This window comes from Photorhabdus antumapuensis, from assembly GCF_020387775.1.
GTDB lineage: Bacteria > Pseudomonadota > Gammaproteobacteria > Enterobacterales > Enterobacteriaceae > Photorhabdus > Photorhabdus antumapuensis.
Window position 1 is genome coordinate 24,974 of record NZ_JAHZMK010000008.1, and the last position, 16,139, is coordinate 41,112.

Consider the following 16,139-nt stretch of genomic DNA (forward strand, 5'->3'; position numbering starts at 1 on the left):
AGTATCTTATCTATAATAAAACTATTCAGGAATAATACGATACGCTTAATCAACTCTAATCATTATAAATTAAAAAATTAATATATAAAAATAACCCCAAATAATTTCACGCACTTAAGAAAATACCTCAAGGGAAATAAAAATGACAAATATAATATCAAGCAATAAAATAACACCAGCAGTAATAGTCATTAATGGCAACTACATATCAAATGATTATCGTTCTGGTTTTAAAGTTGGAGCGACATCATTCACACTAAAAGTTGCTGATTATTTTATAAAAAGAAACTTACTCTCTGGATTTATATTCTACAAAAGAGATGAATCATTAATGTCACCTAAAATAACTGAAGGTATAATTGAAGGTATAAAATATATAAATATCTTTTTTAATTTCTCTATGAAAAGCGGAGATATAAGAAATATGTTAGAAAAATGTATTTCAATATTATCAATGAAAAATGATCAAATAGCTCCTGCAATAGTTTATTATCAAACAGATACATTATTATCCTATCATCCTCCCCATATACCTTGTTGTATAACACATCATGGCCCTTTTGTAGAAGACTTTCAACAACACTATTCTCTGGAAGAGACATATAATGCTTTTGAAAATAAAGCTAAAGCCCAACACATTAATATTCAACAAATGAAAGGTATTGAAACATTAATTGATAAAAAATATTTCATTTTCCAACATTCAAAATTACAAGGCAATTTCTTACTCAAAAAAGGAATAAAACCAGACAATATCAAGAATATTATTCCACCTATTTCTTTTGAAAAAATTACTGAATTAAAAATAGAAAATAAATATATTAATGATTTTATCAAAACTAATAAAAATGAATTATTATTGTTTACTGCGGTAGCCAGATTAGATTATTTTAAAAATATAGAACTATTAATCAATTCAGCAATTATTTTACTGAATAAAGGTATTCCCATTAAAATTTTTATTGCAGGTGATGAAGATGGCAAAAATATCAGAAGGAATAAACTGATATCGATGGTCCCCACCAAATATCAGGAACAATTTTTTATATCACATAAATTATCCCAAACAGAACTATTCAGCATTTTTAATAAAATAAAAAATAAATCTATTTTTGTATGCACATCACGCTATGAAACCCTTGGCATTACACCATTAGAAGCTGCATTAAATGGCGTATGCACAATCGTACCAAACTTAAACTTAATTGAAGCAGCTTCTTATTTTCCTTCAGAATATAAATTTACATATAATATCGATTCTCTTACTGAGAAGATAATATCAATATACGAAAAAAATCTATTTACTTCTAATCAGCAGTTACAATATATAAGCTCTTTAATTTCAAAAGCCTATTTTGAAGATAGTATGGAAAAAGCCTGGGAAGAAGTCTCAATAAGCTATACGGCAAACAAAAACCTTGCTCCTGAGTGTCTATTATAACGCTTCAACTAATTACCAAATCAATGGGCACGTACAGGTGCCCATTTACAAAGCTCCCGGTAACATCTGCCCGTTATTTTCTTATCTAATTATATGTTTTTTATAATTAAGTTTGATGTTACTCAATCTATTTCGATAGCTAAAAACCATAAAATTAAATAAATCATTAAGTTAATTCAGTTAAAAATTTGCACCCGTTGACTACAGATGACTCAATTTATGCAATTTTAAACAATATCGCTACAGTGATCACAATTACTCACTTATGTGTAGCTTTTTATTATTTTTCAACTAAAAATAAGTTGTATTGCTGTTGTTAATAGCGAGCTATTTTTTCAATAAAACTTCCTACAACTAAGGTAAGCATTATGGGTATATTCAATTATTTGCAGCGATTGGGAAAAGCATTAATGCTTCCCATTGCCACGCTTCCCGTAGCTGCACTTTTGCTACGTTTCGGTCAACCCGACGTATTTAATATTCCTTTCATCGCCAGCGCTGGCGGGGGTATTTTTGAAAACCTCCCTCTGCTATTTGCATTAGGTATCGCGATAGGCTTAGCAAAAGATAATGCTGGCGCTGCCGCACTGGCAGGTGTCGTTGGTTTTTTAGTACTCACTAAAGCTACGGCAGTCATAGATTCGACGATCAATATGTCTTTTTTCGCAGGCATTATCGCAGGTATTGTTGCCGGCCATTGTTATAACCGCTTTTCAGATACACGCCTGCCGGAGTTTCTTGCTTTCTTCGCCGGTAAGCGATTAGTCCCTATCATGACAGGCATTATTTGTCTGTTCATTGCATGGATATGTGGCTATGTATGGCCATATGTTCAGCACGGTATTGATACTTTCAGCCTTTTAGTATCAAAAAGCGGTATGGTCGGATGGTTTACTTATGGTGTTCTTAACCGCTCTCTCATTCCATTTGGTTTGCACTATATCCTGCATTCTGTTTTCTGGTTTAGTCTGGGTGATTGTCTGAAAATTACTTATGACTTAGCCAGTTCTGTACATAATATCTGTCTGGCTCCAGATGTTGTCCGTTCTCTGACCATCGGCGCAGCGGTTCCAGGTATTGACGGCTCTACGATTACCCAAATAGCCACCGATATGAGCCGCGGCGACTTGAACCGTTTCTTCGCCGGTGATCCCCATGCCGGAATCTACATGGCCTGGGCTTATCCCATCTTTATGGGCGGTTTGCCCGGTGCTGCACTGGCAATGTATCTTGCAGCACCAAAGGAACGTCGTCCTCAGATTGGCGGGATGCTATTATCCGTCGCTTTGACAACGTTCTTAACCGGTATAACTGAACCAATAGAATTCTCATTCTTATTCCTAGCTCCAGCTTTATATGTTCTGCATGCAATATTGGCTGGTGTTAGCATGGTTATCGTCAATTCATTGGGCATTCTGCATGGCTTTGGATTCTCCGCCGGATTAATTGACCTTGTATTGAGCTGGGGTCTGGCAACCAAGCCGTGGTTGTTAATCCCATTAATCGCCTTGTTCTTTGTGCTGTATTTTGTTTGCTTCACCCTCATGATTCGTATTTTCAACTTACGTACGCCAGGCCGAGAAATTGGAGAAACAACTCAAGCGACTTCCGCCTCCCAAGACAACGAAACAATTCAACATTACATTACCGCTCTTGGTGGCGCACAAAATATTCATACCGTAGACGCCTGCATTACCCGTCTTCGCTTAACCGTTGAAGACAACACACAATTGGATGAACACCAGTTAAAACAATTAGGTGCAAAAGGCGTCCTGAAAATAGGGAAACAGAGTGTTCAAGTTGTATTGGGACCCCAGGCAGAAAGTATTGCCGGGCAGATACGTACTCAGCTACCCTTAGATAGACCAGACAAAAGATCGCCAAATAAAAATAGCTAAAAACACCTCGAACTTAAAAGGGAACTCATCTCTCGTTCCCTTTTATTTTTCTTGCAAAAATAAGATGGCTTAATAAGTGATAAAAACCGTAAAATCCATCACTTCCTCCATTAATTTTCTGGCTATTTTTTGCATCTTATTTTAAGATAAAAAATATCTTTGAAGTACAGCATATCTCTGCTCATAAAAATGAAGAAGATTAATTAATCAGCTAATTTATCCAACTGCTATAATTTCTTGTTTTAAGAGGCATTTATGAGACTGATCCCCCTAACGAATGCAAGTGATGTTGGTAAATGGTCCGCACACTATATCGTTAGTAAAATCAATACATTTAATCCCACCGCCGAGCACCCTTTTATTTTGGGGTTGCCAACCGGCAGTACACCACTGGCAACTTACAAAGAATTAATTGCTCTGTACAAAGCAGGGAAAGTCAGTTTTAAACATGTCGTGACATTCAATATGGATGAATATGTCGGTATCGCCGAAAATCATCCACAAAGCTACCATAGGTTTATGTACCAGAACTTCTTTGATCATATTGATATTCAAAAAGAAAATATCAATCTACTCAATGGTAATGCCTCTGATGTCGAAGCGGAATGTCAACGTTATGAAGACAAAATTAAATCTTACGGTCAGATTCATCTATTTATGGGTGGCGTCGGTAATGACGGTCATATTGCTTTCAATGAACCCGCATCATCCCTGACTTCCCGTACACGCATTAAAACACTTACCGTAGAAACCCGCACAGCTAACTCCCGCTTCTTCGATAATGATATTAATCAGGTGCCTAAATACGCCCTGACCGTAGGTGTAGGCACGTTAATGGATGCAGAAGAAATCATGATCCTTGCCACGGGTCTAAATAAGGCCCAAGCCATTCAGGCGGCAATTGAAGGCAATGTTAACCATATGTGGACCATAAGCTGTCTGCAAATGCATCCTAAATCCATCATTGTCTGTGACGAACCTGCAACAATGGAATTGAAGGTAAAAACAGTCAAATACTTCCATCAACTGGAAGCAAATATTATCGGCGAATTCGCCAGCAAAAAATAAGAATCTACGCAGCCTGATGCCTCTCCCAGGCTGATTACCGTCATTATCTTCAATCATCATCTCCCGATCCCATAGGAGGCTAAGATGTATGCTTTAACCAACTGCATTATCTATACCGGTCACGACAGACTAGATGAGCATGCCGTTATAATTGCAGACGGCTTAATCAAAAGTGTTTGCTCAATACAAAATTTACCAAAAGATATTGTCACGCGCGATCTGAATGGTGCAGTGCTTTGTCCCGGCTTTATTGATTTGCAAGTTAATGGCTGTGGTGGTGTTCAGTTCAACGATCAGTTGAAAAATATTTCAGAAAAAACGCTGGATATCATGCAAAGAACCAATGAACGCTCTGGCTGCACCAGCTATTTGCCGACTCTGATTACCAGCACAGACGAATTGATGATGGCCTCTGTTGAGGTAATGCGCACTTATCTTAAGCATAATCAGCATCAGGCTTTAGGTTTGCATCTGGAAGGACCTTATCTCAACCCGGTAAAAAAAGGCACTCATAATCCAGAGCTTATCCGTAAGCCTACATCTGGAATGATAAATTTCCTGTGCGATAACGCTGATGTCATCACTAAGTTGACCCTCGCACCGGAAATGGTTGAGCAAAAATATATTCAGCAGTTGGTAGAAGCCGGTATTGTTGTTTCTGCCGGTCATTCAAATGCCAGTTATGAAGAGGCCCGACAGGGATTCCAAAACGGAATTACTATCTCAACCCACCTTTATAATGCCATGCCAGCTATTTCAGGCCGCCAACCCGGCTTGATTGGCGCTATCTTTGATACACCCGAAATCTATGCTGGAATCATCGCTGATGGTTTGCACGTTTCATGGCCAAATATTCGTAATACTAAGCGTTTGAAAAATGATAAATTAATTTTGGTAACGGATGCGACAGTCCCAGCAGGGCTCGATCCTGCCATCAGTAAAATGGAACATTTCACCTTTGCAGGTAAGACCATATACTATCGCAACGGATTATGTGTTGATCAAAACGGCATTCTAAGTGGCTCCTCTCTCACTATGATAGATGCCGTTAAAAATAGCGTTGAACATGTTGGTATTGCACTGGATGAAGCACTGAGGATGGCAACTCTTTACCCTGCCCGCGCTATTGGTGTTGATAAATATCTTGGCACTGTTGAAACCGGGAAAATCGCTAACCTCTGCGTTTTCAATCACGACTTTAAAATCTGCAAGACCATCATTAACGGAAAAGAAACTGAACTTTGACGGACGAAATAACTGATGAGTTATAACAACACACAAAAACAAATTGGTAATATTGACCTTGTAAAGCAACTTAACGGGGCCGTGGTATATCGGTTGATTGATCAGCAAGGGCCAATCTCTCGCATTCAAATTGCTGAGCAAAGTCAACTGGCGCCAGCCAGTGTGACTAAAATTACTCGTCAATTACTTGAACGTGGCTTGATTAAAGAAGTCGATCAACAAGCCTCTACCGGAGGCCGCCGCGCCATTTCCATCGTTACAGAAAATCGTCACTTCCATACTATTGGTGTCCGCCTTGGCCGCCATGATGCTACTCTTGCTCTCTATGACATGAGTGGCAAGGCATTGGTTGAAGAACATTATCCGCTACCTGAAGCAACTCAGCAAAAAGTTGAAAACCGGCTTATCAACGCAATAGAAAACTTTATTCAACAAAATCAACAAAGGATCCGCGAACTCATCGCCATTTCAGTTATCCTGCCCGGATTAGTTGACCCAGACACCGGCATCGTCCGTTATATGCCTCATATTAAAGTGACTCACTGGACTCTGGTCGATAATTTGAAAAAGCATTTCAACATTACCTGTTTTGTTGGTCACGATATTCGCAGTTTGGCATTGGCTGAACACTATTTCGGCGCCACCCGTGATTGTGAAGACTCAATACTGGTACGTATCCATCGGGGTACCGGTGCCGGGGTGATTATCAATAATCAGATACTTCTCAATAATAGAGGAAACTTAGGTGAAATTGGTCATATTCAAATTGATCCACTCGGTGAACGTTGTCACTGTGGCAATTTTGGCTGCCTGGAAACTATTGCCGCTAACTCAGCAATAGAAGCGCGAGTTCAGCATCAATTAAAGCAAGGTTTTCCAAGCCAGCTAACATTGAATAATTGCAATATCAGAGCTATCTGCCAAGCCGCTAATCAAAATGATCCATTAGCATCTGAAGTGATAAAAAGTGTCGGCCATTACCTCGGCAAAGCTATCTCTATCGCCATTAATTTATTTAATCCACAGAAAGTTGTTCTGGCAGGAGAAATTACTGAAGCTCAGAAAGTGCTCTTACCCGCTATTCAAAGCTGTATCAACTCTCAGGTTCTGAAAGAATTTCGTCAAGATCTGCCGATCGTTGTTTCTGAATTAGTCCACTGTTCTGCTATTGGCGCCTTCGCTCTGACTAAACGTGCTATGCTTAATGGTGTTCTGTTACAACACTTACTCGAAAGGTAATGTTATTTTTTGTTGATTTTGTCAGCAAAATGCTTATATGCCAAACAAACAAGCGACTTTAAACAGATTTCGAGAAAAAAGCAGTTGACGCATTTAGCTGATATACGCATAATGCGCCCCGCAACGCCGATGAAGGTAATGCAAAAAAGATGGCTACGTAGCTCAGCTGGTTAGAGCACAGCACTCATAATGCTGGGGTCACAGGTTCGATTCCCGTCGTAGCCACCATCTTTGCGGGAGTGGCGAAATTGGTAGACGCACCAGATTTAGGTTCTGGCGCCGCAAGGTGTGCGAGTTCAAGTCTCGCCTCCCGCACCATTCATTCATCGAGTTGTCGTTATTCAGATGGGGTATCGCCAAGCGGTAAGGCACCAGGTTTTGATCCTGGCATACCCAGGTTCGAATCCTGGTACCCCAGCCATAATTCTGGTAACACAATTCTGACAACATGTTGTACAGTGACCACTTTCAGTTGGGGTATCGCCAAGCGGTAAGGCACCAGGTTTTGATCCTGGCATACCCAGGTTCGAATCCTGGTACCCCAGCCATTGACTGGCTGGTGATTACTGGTATTTTGTAATAAATTTTCTCGCATCAAAAAAGGCTACGTAGCTCAGCTGGTTAGAGCACAGCACTCATAATGCTGGGGTCACAGGTTCGATTCCCGTCGTAGCCACCATCCATTGGGGTATCGCCAAGCGGTAAGGCACTGGATTCTGATTCCAGCATTCCCAGGTTCGAATCCTGGTACCCCAGCCATATTTGTCAATGTGTTACGTAAAGTGATGCGCTGAAAAAGCATACAGAAAGAATAAAAAAAGAATATACAGGTAGAATATCTTTTGGTGTAGAAGGCTACCGAGAAGGTGGTTTTTTGCTTTTCAGCCCCGCTATCTTTACCTTTCTTACTTGTCAATTAGCTGCATATAAAGAAAAACAAGTTGTCCACGCCATAAATAATTTACGACGTGCTTGTCATCTTCACTACCAATTTATACGTCACAATCCCAATGCATACTTAAGCGCCGCTTTTTTCATTACGCCAGCCCGTTGAGCTGCCATCAGCGCCAGATTACGAACAACTTTCAACCCTGGCAACTCATTACTGAACACGGTGTAAAATAGATCCATTCCAGCTTGCATCGTTAGGTTATCCGGCATTCTACGGCGCTGATAACGCATCAATACTTCCAATGAATCCCACTTTTCTGTTAATTCTCTCGCCTTTACCAAAACATCAAGTAAAGTATTCACATCTCGATAACCAAGATTTACCCCCTGCCCAGCCAGTGGATTAATAGTATGAGCCGCATCACCCAACAATACTAATCCTTCACGCACATAACTGTTAGCATGATGACGAGTCAAAGGAAATGAACCAACAACCACGGGAGTCACTTTACCTAATCGCGCAGGAAATGCCTGAAAAATCTCCTGCTCAAGTTGAGCCATTGACATTGCCTGTAATTGTCGTATGCGTGCCGGTTTGTCGTACCACACCAGCGAAGCCCATTGATCAAACAGTGGAAGAAACGCTCTCGGGCCAGAAGGAAAAAACTGCTGCCAAGTAATATCCTGCTGTGGCTGTTCTGTTTTTACCGTGATCAACATACAAGACTGTCTGTACTGCCAGCCACGACTGCCAATTCCTGCCATTTGCCGAACCTGGGAACGAGCGCCATCAGCCCCGACAATCAAACGAGCAGCGATTTCCGTTCCATCAACCAGAGTCACTAACCAACCCACTTTCTGCCACTGCATTGATTGCAATACTGCCGGGCATAGCAAAGTCAAATTGGGATATTTTTCAAACTGCTGCCACAGCGCCAGTTGCAAGATACGATTTTCAACCATATAGCCCAACTCAGGCAGCCCTAGACTTCGTGCATCAAACACCAAATTAGAATCATTCTGTTCCCAAGTCTCTAATGTACGATACGGCGCACTGCGCATCTGTAATACTGTATCCCATGCGCCAAGTTGTTTGAACAAAGCTACAGAAGCACAACTGATTGCTGATACACGCACATCAGGATGACTCTGTATATCATAAGATTGTGGTGGTTGATGATCCAATAAAGCAACTGTCCAACCTTCCTGTGCCAGCCCTAATGCTGTTGCAGCGCCGATCATACCAGCACCGACCACCACTACATCAAAAATCTGTTGTGAATTATTCATCTCAGTCATGCTATTAACCCATTGATTAGTACAGTGTACCGAATTTTTAATTCTCCGGTAGAGAATATCCTGTTTAACAGTCTGGTCACTGCTCCTGCAAATGACTACAATATCCGACAACTTTATGCCTAATACACAATTGCTTTTGCCGTGTAATAACACCTTTCAGCACGGTAGAAAGCTCGGATGCACAAGAAAATGTCGACGATAAAAAAACTGTATATTAAAACTTGGGGCTGTCAGATGAATGAATATGATTCATCTAAAATGGCCGACCTGCTGGAAAGTACTCACGGTTATCAGTTAACCGATGTCGCCGAAGAAGCAGACATTTTGCTATTGAATACCTGTTCAATCCGCGAAAAAGCACAGGAAAAGGTTTTCCATCAATTAGGCCGTTGGAAAAACCTAAAAGATACTAATCCAGATATCATCATTGGGGTCGGTGGCTGTGTCGCCTCTCAGGAAGGGGATTTCATCCGTCAGCGCGCTCAATGTGTAGATATTATTTTCGGGCCGCAAACATTGCACCGTCTACCTGAAATGATCAACCAGGTGAAAGGCACCCGCAGCCCGGTTGTTGATATCAGCTTCCCGGAAATCGAGAAATTTGACCGTCTACCTGAGCCGCGTGCTGAAGGCCCGTCTGCATTTGTTTCTATTATGGAAGGTTGCAACAAATACTGTACTTTCTGTGTCGTACCTTATACCCGCGGAGAAGAAGTTAGCCGCCCATGTGATGATGTTCTGTTTGAAATCGCTCAGCTTGCCGCTCAAGGCGTACGTGAAGTCAACCTTCTCGGTCAGAATGTAAACGCCTATCGGGGCGCCACTTATGATGGTGATATCTGCTCTTTCGCTGAGTTAATTCGTTTGGTCGCGGCTATAGATGGTATTGATCGTATTCGCTTTACGACTAGCCACCCAATTGAGTTTACGGACGATATTATTGCCGTTTACGAAGATACACCAGAATTGGTTAGCTTCCTGCATCTACCGGTGCAAAGTGGCTCAGACCGTATTCTAACGTTGATGAAACGTGCACATACAGCCCTTGAGTATAAAAGCATTATCCGCAAACTGCGTAAAGCACGCCCTGATATCTTGATAAGCTCTGACTTCATTATCGGATTCCCAGGTGAAACCCAAAATGATTTCGAGAAAACCATGAAACTGATCGCAGATGTCAATTTCGACATGAGCTACAGCTTCATCTATTCTGCTCGTCCGGGAACGCCGGCAGCCGATCTGCCTGATGACGTCAGTGAAGAAGAGAAAAAACAGCGCCTTTACCTGTTACAACAACGTATCAACCAACAAGCTATGAGCTACAGCCGTGCTATATTGGGCAGTGTACAACGTATTCTGGTTGAAGGAACTTCCCGTAAGAATGTGATGGAGCTTTCTGGCCGTACCGAAAACAATCGGGTTGTCAACTTTGAAGGCCAACCTGATATGATTGGCAAATTCGTTGATGTTGAAATTGTTGATGTCTACGCCAACTCACTACGCGGTAAAGTTATCCGTACCGAAGATCAAATGGATCTTCGTATACACGAATCACCTGAGTCCGTTATAGCCCGTACCCGTAAAGAAGACGAAATCGGGGTCGGCACTTATCAGCCCTAAATATAGAGATAATCAGTGACTCAACAAATTCATTCACAAATAGCAACCCAGGAAATTTTCCTCGAACCTGCCGATAATCAGCGCCTAATGAGCCTGTGTGGTCCGTTTGATGATAATTTGAAGCAGCTTGAACGCCGACTAGGTATTGAAATTAATCGTCGTGATAACCGTTTTAAACTGATGGGTAAACCGCTGTGCATTAGCGCAGCCACCAATATCCTACGGCATTTATATGCGGAAACTTCCCCTGTCCGTGGTGTGATCCCTGATATCAAGCCAGAACAGATTCATCTGGCAATTACCGAGAGCCGGGTTCTGGAGCAAACCGCCGAGAGCATGCCCGAATACGGTAAATCCGTTAATATTCGCACCAAACGCGGCATGGTGAAACCACGTACGCCCAATCAGGCACAGTATATTGCCAATATTCTTAGCCACGATATTACATTCGGGATTGGTCCTGCCGGCACAGGAAAAACTTACCTGGCCGTTGCTGCTGCGGTTGATGCACTGGAACGACAAGAGATTCGCCGTATCCTGCTAACCCGTCCGGCCGTAGAAGCGGGCGAAAAATTGGGTTTCCTACCGGGTGACCTGAGCCAAAAAGTGGATCCATACTTGCGCCCACTCTACGACGCGTTGTTTGAAATGCTAGGTTTTGAAAAAGTTGAGAAGCTGATCGAACGTAACGTTATTGAAGTTGCCCCATTAGCTTATATGCGAGGACGAACCCTGAACGACGCTTTTATTATTCTGGATGAGAGCCAGAACACAACCATCGAACAAATGAAGATGTTCCTGACCCGTATCGGCTTCAACTCCAAAGCGGTTGTTACCGGTGACGTTACGCAGATTGACCTGCCTCGTGGGCAAAAATCCGGCCTACGTCATGCCATTGAAGTTCTATCAGGCGTCGGTGAGCTGAGTTTCAACTTTTTCCACAGTGATGATGTTGTCCGTCACCCGGTGGTTGCCAAAGTCGTCATTGCCTATGAAGAGTGGGAAGCAACCGAGCAAAAACGCAAACAGGCACTCGGTGAACAACGCAAGCAGGAAGCACAATGAGTTCAGTCATACTTGATTTACAAATTGCTTGTGAACATTCCCAAGGTCTTCCTGAAGAAACCCTATTCCAGCACTGGCTGGATGGGGTTTTACCTCAATTTCAATCTGAAAGTGAAGTCACTATCCGCATTGTTGATGAGGCAGAAAGCCACGATTTAAATCTGACCTACCGTGGTAAAGATAAGCCAACAAATGTGTTATCTTTCCCATTTGAAGCTCCACCAGAGGTTGATTTACCCCTGCTTGGCGATTTAATTATCTGTCGTCAGGTCGTTGAAAAAGAAGCGGAGGAGCAACAAAAAACAAAAGAAGAACATTGGGCGCATATGGTTGTGCACGGCTGCCTACATCTGCTGGGCTATGACCATATCGACGATGATGAAGCGGAAGAAATGGAATCTTTGGAAACAGAAATTATGCAAAAGTTAGGTTATGCTGACCCCTATCTTGCAGAAAAAGAGTAACCATTCGTACCATTTTTATGCTAAAAAATACCGACAATAACTTATTTAATGGGAAATTTTCATTAAAACTCCATGAGCGACGACCATCCTTCAAGTAACGACAACCCTAGCCCTAAGAAAGGGTTTTTCACTCTTCTTCTTAACCAACTTTTTCACGGTGAGCCAAAAAGCCGTGATGAACTGGTGGAACTGATCCGTGACTCTGAACAAAACGATCTGATTGATCCTGATACCCGCGATATGCTCGAAGGGGTAATGGATATTTCCGATCAGCGTGTCCGCGATATCATGATCCCCCGTTCTCAAATCGTTACCTTAAAACGTAATCAAACCCTGGACGAATGTCTGGATGTGATTATCGATTCGGCCCACTCCCGTTTCCCTGTGATCAGTGAAGACAAAGATCATATTGAAGGGATTTTAATGGCAAAAGACCTATTGCCATTTATGCGCACCGATGCCCCACCATTCAGCATAGATAAGGTTCTGCGTCAGGCTGTCGTTGTACCTGAAAGTAAACGGGTTGACCGCATGCTGAAAGAATTCCGTTCTCAACGTTATCATATGGCAATCGTCATTGATGAGTTTGGTGGTGTATCGGGTCTGGTCACTATTGAAGATATTCTTGAACTGATCGTCGGTGAAATTGAAGACGAATACGATGAAGAAGAAGATGTCGATATTCGTGCCTTGAGCCGTCATACCTATACGGTACGAGCGCTGACTCAGATTGAAGACTTTAATGAAGCCTTTAGCACCCAATTCAGTGATGAAGAAGTGGATACTATTGGCGGTCTGGTTATGCAAGCATTCGGTCATTTACCCGCCAGAGGAGAGTCTATTGATATCAACGGCTATCTCTTTAAAGTTGCTATGGCCGATAGCCGAAGGATTATTCAGGTTTATGTTACGATACCGGACGATGCGCCAATACCTAACCTTGAAGAAGAATAGAGTCTGGATGAACAAAGTCTCATTATTAAATTGCCAGCGGCTTCGTGCCTTGCTGGCACTATCTTTCGGAGCCAGTGGAACACTGGCTTTTTCACCTTTTGGCTTCTGGCCTGCCGCCATTATCTCCTTATTTGGGCTGCAACTTCTGACTTTAAACAGAACACCCCGACAAGCGGCATTGATTGCCTTTTGTTGGGGATTCGGTCTGTTTGGCAGTGGTACAAACTGGGTGTATGTCAGTATTGCTAATTTCGGTGGCATGCCAACCGCAGTCAATATTCTACTGGTCATATTACTGGCCGCCTATCTCTCGCTCTATCCTGCTTTATTCGCTGGTTTACTCAACCGTTTCTTCGCAAAAACGAACGGGTTGAGGCTGGCTGTAGCAGCACCTGCATTATGGCAACTCACCGAATTCCTACGAGGCTGGATTCTAACCGGTTTCCCTTGGCTACAATTCGGCTACAGTCAATTAGATGGTCCAATGAAAGCCATTGCACCAATTTTGGGTGTTGAGGCCATCACTTTCCTGTTAATGGCTCTCAGCGGGTTATTCGTTCTGGCCGTCATACATCGGAAAATAGTCGCTGGTATTATCGCTGTCGCTATTCTGCTATTACCGTGGTCAATACGCCATTATCAGTGGTATAGCCTACTACCTGAAAAAACTGTTGATGTCGCGCTGGTTCAGGGAAATATTCCACAGTCCCTGAAATGGGACCCTAAAATGCTCAGCGAAACTATGGACATCTACATGGGCAATAGCCTGCCATACATCGGAAAAATGCCGATAATCATCTGGCCGGAGTCTGCTATTCCCTCATTGGAAAGTTATCAACGCCACTTTCTAACAAAATTGGATGAGCTGTTACGCAATCAACATACCAGCCTTATTACCGGTATTGTCGATGAAAGAGCCGTTGGCGACAGTGATAAGATCTATAACAGCGTGATTGTCCTCGGCAATAAAAGACCTTATCAATATCCAGCAGCCATTCGCTACGATAAATATCATCTGGTACCATTCGGTGAATTTGTTCCGCTGGAGTCTCTATTCCGGCCTCTAGCGCCATTCTTCAACTTACCCATGTCTTCATTCAGCCGTGGCAACTACATTCAACCACAGCTTTCTGTTGCAGGATATAACCTGACGGCTGCTATTTGTTATGAAATTATACTGGGTGAACAGGTTCGTGCGAATTTCAAACCGGATACCGAATTCTTACTCACGGTTTCCAATGATGCTTGGTTTGGTGGTTCAATTGGCCCCTGGCAACATTTCCAAATGGCGCGCATGCGTTCCCTCGAATTAGGACGCCCGTTACTACGTGGTACCAATAACGGCATTACAGCCGTTATCAGCCCGGACGGAAAAGTGCAAGCAGCACTCCCACAATTTACCCGTAATGTTTTGGTAGCTAAAGTGACACCTGCAACCGGGATAACACCCTATGCACGCTGGGGTAACTGGCCGGTATGGATAATTACCGTATTATTTTCCCTGTTTGCCTTAACGTATAACCGCCGTAAATCTTAATTCGAATATCCATCTTGATTCGAATATCTATATAGTCAAAAGGGAGCAAAACTGCTCCCTTGAGAAACAACTTATTGGTATTAATTTTACCCCTCTTTATTATTTTGGCATGCTAATTGCTGTTATCTCTATGAATAAAAAGGGAAATAGCTGTTTCACTAATAAAAAATGGGAACATGCACCAAAAAAATGATAATCACGTATCTTTATTGTGCAAGATAAACAACATTGTTCATTTATAGTGCGAGACAGCTCCCGAAATAGAAACAATTCATTTTCATTATCTAACCCTTTTGTACTATTTTTTAACACCATATATACATATAACAGCAAATGATCCTTGATTAAAAACAAATCACAGAGAGACTTTTGCAAACATAACATCGCAAACGATAACCACATTAAAGGAGTTGTATATGCGTATGCGTAACTTAGTATTAACCATGATGTTACTTGGCATGGCGGGGGCTGCTCAGGCCGAAGAATTAACGGGAACACTGAAAAAGGTTAAAGATGATGGTGTGATCATTGTGGGACATCGTGAATCCTCCGTACCTTTTGCTTACTACGATAACCATCAAAAAGTCGTCGGCTACTCTCAGGATTATTCTAATCTGATTGTTGAAGCAGTGAAGAAGAAACTGGACATGCCAAATCTGCAAGTAAAATTGATACCCGTGACTTCGCAAAATCGCATCCCATTGCTACAAAATGGAACTTATGATTTCGAATGCGGTTCCACTTCCAATAACCTTGAACGTCAGAAACAAGTCACTTTCTCTAACACCATCTTCATTATTACTACGCGTTTGCTGACTAAAAAAGGTTCCGGTATCAAAGATTTCCCAGATTTAGCGGGTAAAAATGTCGTTGTCTCAGCAGGTACGACTTCTGAAATATTGCTGAATAAACTCAACGATGAGAAAAACATGAAAATGCGCATCATCAGTGCAAAAGATCATGGTGACTCATTCCGTACTCTGGAATCTGGCCGTGCAATCGCCTTTATGGTGGATGATGCACTACTAGCAGGTGAACGCGCCAAAGCGAAAAAACCTGATCAGTGGGAAATTGTTGGTACACCTCAATCTAGAGAAGCCTATGGTTGCATATCACGCAAAGACGATCTTCAATTCAAGAAGCTGATCGATGAGACCATTGTTCAAGCGCAAACCTCCGGAGAGGCAGAGAAATCATTTGAGCGCTGGTTCAAACACCCGATTCCGCCCAAGAATCTGAATCTGAATTTCTCTTTGTCTGATGAAATGAAAGTACTATTTAAATCGCCAAATGATAAGGCGCTTGACTAGAAATATAATTAAAAAAATGACTATTTGATTGGCATCACAGGGTGCGAGGTGGCCGTTCCCTACCTCGCTTTTTTTTCTCAGCCAATCAATCGTTTTCAGGGGATCAAG

12 protein-coding genes and 6 tRNA genes are annotated in these 16,139 nt (G+C 42.1%); 17 read left to right on the plus strand and 1 reads right to left on the minus strand.

The window, feature by feature from the left end:
• The first annotated feature begins 142 nt into the window (after positions 1 to 142).
• The 11 genes from KZ793_RS01345 (at position 143) to KZ793_RS01395 (ending at position 7,650) form a co-directional block, all read left to right on the plus strand.
• Complete coding sequence (locus tag KZ793_RS01345; protein WP_225812850.1) at positions 143 to 1,441, plus strand: glycosyltransferase; 1,299 nt, start codon at positions 143 to 145, stop codon at positions 1,439 to 1,441.
• 368 nt (positions 1,442 to 1,809) lie between these two features.
• A complete protein-coding gene (nagE, locus tag KZ793_RS01350) occupies positions 1,810 to 3,339 on the plus strand; it encodes an N-acetylglucosamine-specific PTS transporter subunit IIBC (RefSeq protein ID WP_225812851.1) in 1,530 nt (509 codons plus the stop codon).
• 255 nt (positions 3,340 to 3,594) lie between these two features.
• Complete coding sequence (nagB, locus tag KZ793_RS01355; protein WP_225812853.1) at positions 3,595 to 4,407, plus strand: glucosamine-6-phosphate deaminase; 813 nt, start codon at positions 3,595 to 3,597, stop codon at positions 4,405 to 4,407.
• A gap of 84 nt (positions 4,408 to 4,491) precedes the next feature.
• Positions 4,492 to 5,652: an N-acetylglucosamine-6-phosphate deacetylase gene (gene nagA, locus KZ793_RS01360; protein WP_225812864.1), complete on the plus strand. Its 1,161-nt coding sequence runs from the start codon at positions 4,492 to 4,494 to the stop codon at positions 5,650 to 5,652.
• 15 nt (positions 5,653 to 5,667) lie between these two features.
• Complete coding sequence (gene nagC / locus KZ793_RS01365) at positions 5,668 to 6,891, plus strand: DNA-binding transcriptional regulator NagC (RefSeq protein ID WP_225812867.1); 1,224 nt, start codon at positions 5,668 to 5,670, stop codon at positions 6,889 to 6,891.
• Between the two features lie 151 nt (positions 6,892 to 7,042).
• Positions 7,043 to 7,119: transfer RNA gene (locus KZ793_RS01370), tRNA-Met, on the plus strand.
• A gap of 5 nt (positions 7,120 to 7,124) precedes the next feature.
• Positions 7,125 to 7,209: transfer RNA gene (locus tag KZ793_RS01375), tRNA-Leu, on the plus strand.
• Positions 7,210 to 7,237: 28 nt separating this feature from the next.
• A tRNA-Gln gene (locus KZ793_RS01380) sits at positions 7,238 to 7,312 on the plus strand.
• A 52-nt stretch (positions 7,313 to 7,364) separates the two neighbouring features.
• Positions 7,365 to 7,439, plus strand: a tRNA-Gln gene (locus KZ793_RS01385).
• Between the two features lie 54 nt (positions 7,440 to 7,493).
• A tRNA-Met gene (locus KZ793_RS01390) sits at positions 7,494 to 7,570 on the plus strand.
• Positions 7,571 to 7,575: 5 nt separating this feature from the next.
• Positions 7,576 to 7,650 (plus strand) — tRNA-Gln (locus KZ793_RS01395).
• 240 nt (positions 7,651 to 7,890) lie between these two features.
• Here KZ793_RS01395 and ubiF read toward each other — a convergent pair.
• Positions 7,891 to 9,081 carry a 3-demethoxyubiquinol 3-hydroxylase gene (gene ubiF / locus KZ793_RS01400; RefSeq protein ID WP_225812869.1) on the minus strand — a complete coding sequence of 397 codons (1,191 nt, stop codon included), beginning with the start codon at positions 9,079 to 9,081 and terminating at the stop codon, positions 7,891 to 7,893.
• Positions 9,082 to 9,270: 189 nt separating this feature from the next.
• Here ubiF and miaB point away from each other — a divergent pair, with 189 nt between their 5' ends.
• The 6 genes from miaB (at position 9,271) to KZ793_RS01430 (ending at position 16,031) form a co-directional block, all read left to right on the plus strand.
• On the plus strand, positions 9,271 to 10,701 hold the full coding sequence (gene miaB / locus KZ793_RS01405) for a tRNA (N6-isopentenyl adenosine(37)-C2)-methylthiotransferase MiaB (RefSeq protein WP_225812872.1): 1,431 nt from the start codon (positions 9,271 to 9,273) through the stop codon (positions 10,699 to 10,701).
• An 87-nt stretch (positions 10,702 to 10,788) separates the two neighbouring features.
• Positions 10,789 to 11,766 carry a PhoH family protein gene (locus tag KZ793_RS01410; RefSeq protein WP_255619121.1) on the plus strand — a complete coding sequence of 326 codons (978 nt, stop codon included), beginning with the start codon at positions 10,789 to 10,791 and terminating at the stop codon, positions 11,764 to 11,766.
• On the plus strand, positions 11,763 to 12,230 hold the full coding sequence (ybeY, locus tag KZ793_RS01415) for an rRNA maturation RNase YbeY (protein ID WP_225812876.1): 468 nt from the start codon (positions 11,763 to 11,765) through the stop codon (positions 12,228 to 12,230). Before KZ793_RS01410 ends, ybeY begins: the two co-directional genes overlap by 4 nt.
• A 72-nt stretch (positions 12,231 to 12,302) precedes the next feature.
• Positions 12,303 to 13,184, plus strand: coding sequence for a CNNM family magnesium/cobalt transport protein CorC (gene corC / locus KZ793_RS01420; RefSeq protein ID WP_118987245.1), 882 nt, complete (start codon positions 12,303 to 12,305; stop codon positions 13,182 to 13,184).
• A 7-nt stretch (positions 13,185 to 13,191) separates the two neighbouring features.
• Complete coding sequence (gene lnt / locus KZ793_RS01425) at positions 13,192 to 14,721, plus strand: apolipoprotein N-acyltransferase (RefSeq protein ID WP_225812878.1); 1,530 nt, start codon at positions 13,192 to 13,194, stop codon at positions 14,719 to 14,721.
• A gap of 416 nt (positions 14,722 to 15,137) precedes the next feature.
• Complete coding sequence (locus KZ793_RS01430) at positions 15,138 to 16,031, plus strand: amino acid ABC transporter substrate-binding protein (RefSeq protein ID WP_225812880.1); 894 nt, start codon at positions 15,138 to 15,140, stop codon at positions 16,029 to 16,031.
• Positions 16,032 to 16,139 lie beyond the last annotated feature (108 nt).

Excerpts from the sequence above, each read along its gene's own strand:
- KZ793_RS01345 (WP_225812850.1), top strand. The coding sequence starts at position 143 with ATGACAAATATAATATCAAGCAATAAAATAACACCAGCAGTAATAGTC.
- nagE (WP_225812851.1), top strand. The coding sequence starts at position 1,810 with ATGGGTATATTCAATTATTTGCAGCGATTGGGAAAAGCATTAATGCTT.
- nagB (WP_225812853.1), top strand. The coding sequence starts at position 3,595 with ATGAGACTGATCCCCCTAACGAATGCAAGTGATGTTGGTAAATGGTCC.
- nagA (WP_225812864.1), top strand. The coding sequence starts at position 4,492 with ATGTATGCTTTAACCAACTGCATTATCTATACCGGTCACGACAGACTA.
- nagC (WP_225812867.1), top strand. The coding sequence starts at position 5,668 with ATGAGTTATAACAACACACAAAAACAAATTGGTAATATTGACCTTGTA.
- ubiF (WP_225812869.1), bottom strand. The coding sequence starts at position 9,081 with ATGACTGAGATGAATAATTCACAACAGATTTTTGATGTAGTGGTGGTC.
- miaB (WP_225812872.1), top strand. The coding sequence starts at position 9,271 with ATGTCGACGATAAAAAAACTGTATATTAAAACTTGGGGCTGTCAGATG.
- KZ793_RS01410 (WP_255619121.1), top strand. The coding sequence starts at position 10,789 with ATGAGCCTGTGTGGTCCGTTTGATGATAATTTGAAGCAGCTTGAACGC.
- ybeY (WP_225812876.1), top strand. The coding sequence starts at position 11,763 with ATGAGTTCAGTCATACTTGATTTACAAATTGCTTGTGAACATTCCCAA.
- corC (WP_118987245.1), top strand. The coding sequence starts at position 12,303 with ATGAGCGACGACCATCCTTCAAGTAACGACAACCCTAGCCCTAAGAAA.
- lnt (WP_225812878.1), top strand. The coding sequence starts at position 13,192 with ATGAACAAAGTCTCATTATTAAATTGCCAGCGGCTTCGTGCCTTGCTG.
- KZ793_RS01430 (WP_225812880.1), top strand. The coding sequence starts at position 15,138 with ATGCGTATGCGTAACTTAGTATTAACCATGATGTTACTTGGCATGGCG.